The organism is Synechococcus sp. PCC 6716 (assembly GCF_022570815.1).
Taxonomy (GTDB): domain Bacteria; phylum Cyanobacteriota; class Cyanobacteriia; order Thermosynechococcales; family Thermosynechococcaceae; genus Thermosynechococcus; species Thermosynechococcus lividus.
Genome location: NZ_JAKLTU010000049.1, coordinates 1 through 5682 on the forward strand (window position 1 = coordinate 1; position 5682 = coordinate 5682).

Here is a 5682-nt window from a genome sequence, read left to right on the forward strand (position 1 = left end):
TCCGATCTTGGTTGTTTTGGGTTTGACGCGCTCATTGGCATAGTTGCAAGCAGCAGCAAACGCCTGAAGCAATGCCTCAATCTTGGCATTTTGTTCGGGTGTGGTTGCAAGTTTGCAAACTAGTGTCAGAGTTTGTTTCATCCTTTTATATTCTCACCCGTGACTATGAAAAACAAGCGTACTAAACCTGGCAATTTCGGGGGTATTGAACCCCTCTCAATTGCCGCTCCTGTCCCTCCCCGACCTGAAGGTGCGGGGCTTCTCGGAGGTTTTCGGTGAACCCTGCCCCATTGTGAACAGCGCAAATTTTACTGGCAATTAAACTCAGCCAAGAACTTTCTTAGCTCGCTCCTGCGGCTACTCAGAACATTACAGTGCTGACTGCTAGGGCTTGTGCTTGGGCAGCACTTTCCGTATCTTGGCCAAAAAGAAATCCAGCTCTGGCAGCCTCAAGGGTGCAATGGCAATGCTAAATATGCCAAGACCCATACTGCCGGCGATCGCCAACTGCAGCAACTGGATCACCACCCCTTCGCGCCCCCACAGCCATTCCAAACCGTGAAGAGTGCCCCATGCCGTAAGACCACCGAGGCCACTGGCCAATGCCACCCCCAGCAGAGGCGGGACAAGTTGCCGCCACGGCAACCCCCCTAGGCGGCGTTGCAAAATCCAGACTAAGGCAATCAGCGAGACGGTATTTACCCCCACAGTAGCCATCGCTAGCCCGATCGCCCCAAAAGCATTGGTAAAGAAAAAACAAAACAGAGCATTAAAGGCCAATCCCCACAGCGTCACGTAAAGTGGAGTACGGCCATCCTCAAGAGCATAGAACACCCGCACAATCACATCCCGTGCCAAGTAAAAGAACATACCGATGGCATACACTAGCAACAGCGCTGCCACCAACTGAGAGGCAGCGAAATCAAAGGCGCGGCGTTCATAAACCACCCGTACCGCTGGCAATGCCAAGGCCGCCATAATGGCACCGAGGGGCATCATACTCAAAGCGGTCAGCACTAAGCTCTGACGAATACGCTCTTTGAGGTCAGACCACTGATCTGGGCGTGCCAGCCGCGAAAAAATCGGCATGTAGGGCACAAGGATGACGTTGGAGAGAATCCCCAAGGGAGTTAAAAACAGCAGTTGGGCATAGCCCAGGGCAGAGGCCGCCCCTACGGGTAACTGAGAGGCAAAAAAGAGGCTGATATAGACACTGATCAATAACATCCCCGACGAGAGGGTGGCAGGTCCCATCAGCCGGATGAGTTCACGCACCTCCGGGCGATTCAGATCAAACCGTAGCCGCAGGGTACCCATTCCCGCCTGCCACTGTGCCGGAATTTGCACCAGCCACTGCAATATGCCCCCTGCTAGCGTGCCCCACGCCAAGACCGCCGGCCCAAACGTATCCGCAAAAAACCAAATGCCGATAATTACGGTCAAGCTCGACAACAGGGGGCTAATAGAGGGCAGCCAGTACTGATCCGCAGCGTTGAGGGTGCCAAAGCCGATGCCAATCAACCCCGAAAGTACCGCCAAGGGAGCCATGATCCGGAACTGTTCTGCCGCTAGAGCCTGAATGTCGGGACTGGCACCGGGGGCAATGAGGTGCACCAGTGGCTCCGCAAAAAGCATTAGCAGTGCGGTCAGCAGTAGCAGCAGCCCCCCCACAACGGTGGTAATGGTTTCCACTAAGGGAGCCGCCTTTTCCGGTGGTTGCTTGAGCACCACGCTAATAATGGAACTGTGAAAGGGGCCGTTAATGCCGCCTAGGAGCACAAACAGAAACCCCGGAATCACGTAGGCGTAGCTATAGGCATCCACGGCTGCCCCCACACCAAACTCGGCGGCGATCGCCTGCTGTCGCACCAGACCGGCCAGCTTACTCAGGAGGGTGGCAATGGCAACAATCGTGGCAATGTGGGCAAGGGATCGTTGGGGTTTTTCCACGCGGTAGGCTAGCCTCGAGTCACTCGTTCGTCGGCGATCGTAGCAACGAATGCTCCCGCCGCATAGCCAAGGCAGCGATACAATGGAAATGCTGCGCTCCAACGTATCTGCGCTAGGGATGCAATTTATTGATCTTGCGGAAATTCATGTCAAAGGGGGGAAGGGGGGCGATGGCATTGTTGCCTTTCGTCGTGAGAAATACGTGCCGGCGGGCGGGCCGGCGGGCGGCAATGGCGGCAACGGCGGTTCCGTCATCCTCAAAGCCGTGCCTCATCTGCAAACACTCCTAGACTTTCGCTATGCCCACACGTTCAAAGCCGAAGCGGGTCAGCGGGGTGGTCCGAGTAATCGTACGGGTGCTTCTGGCGCCGATCTCATCATTGAAGTACCCTGTGGCACCATGGTGTGGGATGCTGACACAGAAGAACTGTTAGGAGATTTAACCACCCCAGAGCAAACCCTACAAGTTGCCAAAGGCGGCAAAGGAGGGCTGGGAAATAAACACTTCCTCAGCAATCAACAGCGGGCACCGGACTATGCCTTACCGGGGCTAGAGGGCGAAGAGCGACACCTGCGCCTAGAACTCAAGCTGTTAGCTGAGGTGGGAATTATTGGCCTGCCCAACGCCGGCAAATCCACACTGATTTCTGTTCTCTCAGCGGCACGGCCAAAAATTGCCGATTATCCGTTTACGACCCTTGTCCCCAATTTGGGGGTTGTGCGCCGGCCCAATGGCGATGGCACCGTCTTTGCCGATATTCCTGGCCTGATTGCGGGTGCTCACCAAGGAACCGGTCTAGGGCATGAGTTCTTGCGCCACATCGAGCGCACTCGGCTCTTACTGCACCTTATTGATGCGACAGCAACGGATGTCATTGCCGCCTATGACACCATCCGCGCTGAACTGGTGGCCTACGGCCATGGCTTAGGGGAGCGTCCGCAAATTGTGGTGCTCAACAAAATTGATGCCCTTGACCCTGAAGAGATCGATGAGAGACAGCAGGCACTCGCCACCCATATTTGCCAGCCGGTCTTTGCTATTTCTGCCGCCACCCGCCAAGGTGTGGAACCGATGCTGCAAGCGGTGTGGGCACAACTCAACTTGGCCACCCTGAGGAATGGCTAAGCTCTATTGGGCTGCCTCTGTGTCTAGTGGAGACTGGTTACCGTTACCCTAGAGTTAGGGATTATGTTTCGAGCGATTCAATGCCGTCTTGCCCTTTGGTACGTTGGTGTGACGGCACTCTTGCTATTAATTTTTGCAACGGGCTTCTTCCTCTATGTGCGCGGCACCCTTATCGAACGGATTGATGATACGCTCAGCCATGTGGTAGAGGTGGTCAGCCGGGCGTTGGTGATTGAGACGGGCACCGCAGAGGTCATTGATTGGCAAAAAAGTTTGGGAAGTGATCCCCTAACAAGCGCAGCCCTTGAAGATGACCACATTGATTTAGAGGGGTTTGACCCAAATCGGCAGTTGGCGTGGAGTACGTTTGCGGAACCGCTGAACCTACCCTTGCATTTGAGCCGCACCCCAGAAACAGTTCCGATGGGGGGCGATCGCTGGTTGCGGCAAATGACCGTGGCGTTGGTTGTGGGCGATCGCCTCTTGGGATATTTGCGCGTAAGCCACCCATGGTTTGAGGTTACTCAACCCAGTCAAGCGCTGCTGTGGGATTTGCTTTTGGGAGCTACGGTAGCATTAATTCTTGTCAGTATTAGTGGCTGGKTTCTTGCCCGCTTGGCGATCGCCCCGCTGCAGGAATCCTACGCCTACCTCAAGCAGTTTACAGCAGATGCGTCCCATGAACTGCGTAATCCCGTGGCACTGATCCAAACCAATGTGCAAGTAGCCCTAGCCACCGCTGATCCAGCAACGCAGCAGCAACAATTACAGGTGATTGAACGCCTCAGCCGCCGCCTTAGCCGCTTGGTGGATGATCTTTTGTTTTTAGCCCGACAGGAGAGCGGCATGGTGCCCTTGAACCCGCAGCCGTGCCACCTCGATGCATTGCTCTTAGCCGTTGTGGAGGAACAAGAGCCATTAATGCAGCAAAAAGCGATGGAACTGTGCCTTAATATTGCGGATCCCCCCGTAACCGTGCCAGAGCAGCAAGCGTACTTCGTTTGGGGAAATCCAGATCATCTCAGTCGGTTGCTGACAAATATTGTGAACAATGCGGTGCAATATACCCCTGAGGGCGGTACCATTCACATCACCCTAGATCAACAGGGGAAGTATTACCGTGTTGTGATTGCTGACAATGGCAGAGGCATTCCGGCGAGTGAGTTACCCCGCTTGTTTGATCGGTTCTATCGTTTGCAGGGCACAGCATTACCGGGAACGGGGCTTGGGTTGGCGATCGCCCAATCCATTGTTCAGGCGCATCGGGGTCAAATTCAGGTTGAGAGTGAGGTAGGGCAAGGTACAAAATTTACAATTTTGTTACCGACACCAGCCAAGGATCGCCAAGGGTAGCGATACGCTGCTGCTTTACCACGGTTGACCCAGCGCTAATGTGTACTAATCTGTAATGCGCGGATCTGCCCACCTCAGCAACAGATCCGCCAACAAGTTGCCGATAATCAGCATCAGTGCCCCCATCATTAGGCTAGCCATCACCACGTAAATGTCCTGAGCGGTCACCGCCTGTAAAATTAAGCGCCCCAACCCCGGCCAGTTAAAGAAAAACTCGGCAATAAAGGCACCGCTCAACAAGCTAGCAAACTCAAACCCTAGGAGCGTAATCAGGGGGTTAATGGCATTGCGGAGGGCATGGACGTAAATCACCCGTGACTCCGGTAAGCCCTTGGCGCGAGCCGTTTGAATATAGTTTTGCCGCAGCACATCCAGCAAATTCCCCCGCATCAACCGCTGCAACCCAGCAAAGCTCGTCAAGGTCAACGCTAGGGTGGGTAAGATTAAGTGCCAGCCAATATCGAGCACCTTAGCCACCCACGGCAGGTCATCGTAGTAGAGGCTAGTCATGCCCCCCACCGGAAACAGCGGTGTACTCTGGGCTAAAAAGAGCAGCAACAGCGCCGTAATAAAGCTGGGAAAGCCTTGGCCAAGGTAGCTGAGAATCCGCAAGAGGCGATCGCTCCAGCGGTCTTGGTTGACGGCGGCCCAAATTCCCAAGGGAATCGCCACCCCCCACGTTAGCACAATGGAACTCAACGACAGCAGCAGCGTTGCCGGGAGCCGCTCCCACAACAGAGAGGCCACCGATCGCTGATAGACAAAGCTCGTGCCAAAATTACCATAGCGAATAATTTGCCACAGCCAACGCACGTATTGCTCCACTGGCGATTTATCTAGCCCAAACTGCCGCTCTAGCTCCTGCAACCGCTCTAGGGAAATTTGCGGATCCGCTTTGAGGTTATCTAGATAATTCCCAGGGGCTAACTGCATAATGGCGAAGCTAAGGGCAGAGGCCAGCAACAGTGTAATCAGGGCTTCCCCCAAGCGTTTTAGCAGCAGCCGGGCAGTACCATCCCGAAGCGCGTTTTGGACGTGGCGGCTAACAGCGTTCAGCGTTATGGTCTCCTACTTATCAGGTGAACTACCGCTCATCATCGCTACGCGATAGATAAGCGGCTTCCTTGTTCAACGGGGACAGCATCTAGCAAAACCGAAGTTTTACCAGATGTCTTACGTCCCCTCCCAAAGGCAGTAGAGCTAGTTCCTAACTCCAATATCCGCAAGGCTTCATTTCTTAWGWGATCGGAAGA

At 54.5% G+C, this 5682-nt stretch carries 4 protein-coding genes; 2 read left to right on the forward strand and 2 right to left on the reverse strand.

What is annotated here, in order from left to right; translation table 11 throughout:
- Positions 1–384 precede the first annotated feature (384 nt).
- Positions 385–1950, reverse strand: coding sequence for a murein biosynthesis integral membrane protein MurJ (gene murJ / locus L5220_RS13775; protein WP_499574201.1), 1566 nt, complete (start codon positions 1948–1950; stop codon positions 385–387).
- Between the two features lie 118 nt (positions 1951–2068).
- Between murJ and obgE the strand changes: the two genes are divergently transcribed.
- Positions 2069–3076 carry a GTPase ObgE gene (gene obgE, locus L5220_RS13780; RefSeq protein WP_499574204.1) on the forward strand — a complete coding sequence of 336 codons (1008 nt, stop codon included), beginning with the start codon at positions 2069–2071 and terminating at the stop codon, positions 3074–3076.
- Positions 3077–3139: 63 nt separating this feature from the next.
- Complete coding sequence (locus L5220_RS13785; protein WP_499574202.1) at positions 3140–4429, forward strand: sensor histidine kinase; 1290 nt, start codon at positions 3140–3142, stop codon at positions 4427–4429.
- A gap of 45 nt (positions 4430–4474) precedes the next feature.
- On the opposite strand, the gene L5220_RS13790 is transcribed toward L5220_RS13785, so the two are convergent.
- On the reverse strand, positions 4475–5491 hold the full coding sequence (locus tag L5220_RS13790; protein ID WP_499574205.1) for an ABC transporter permease: 1017 nt from the start codon (positions 5489–5491) through the stop codon (positions 4475–4477).
- Between the last annotated feature and the right edge of the window lie 191 nt (positions 5492–5682).

What these genes read in the sequence shown, in the direction of transcription:
- obgE (WP_499574204.1), top strand. Translation starts at nt 2,069, where the DNA reads ATGCAATTTATTGATCTTGCGGAAATTCATGTCAAAGGGGGGAAGGGG.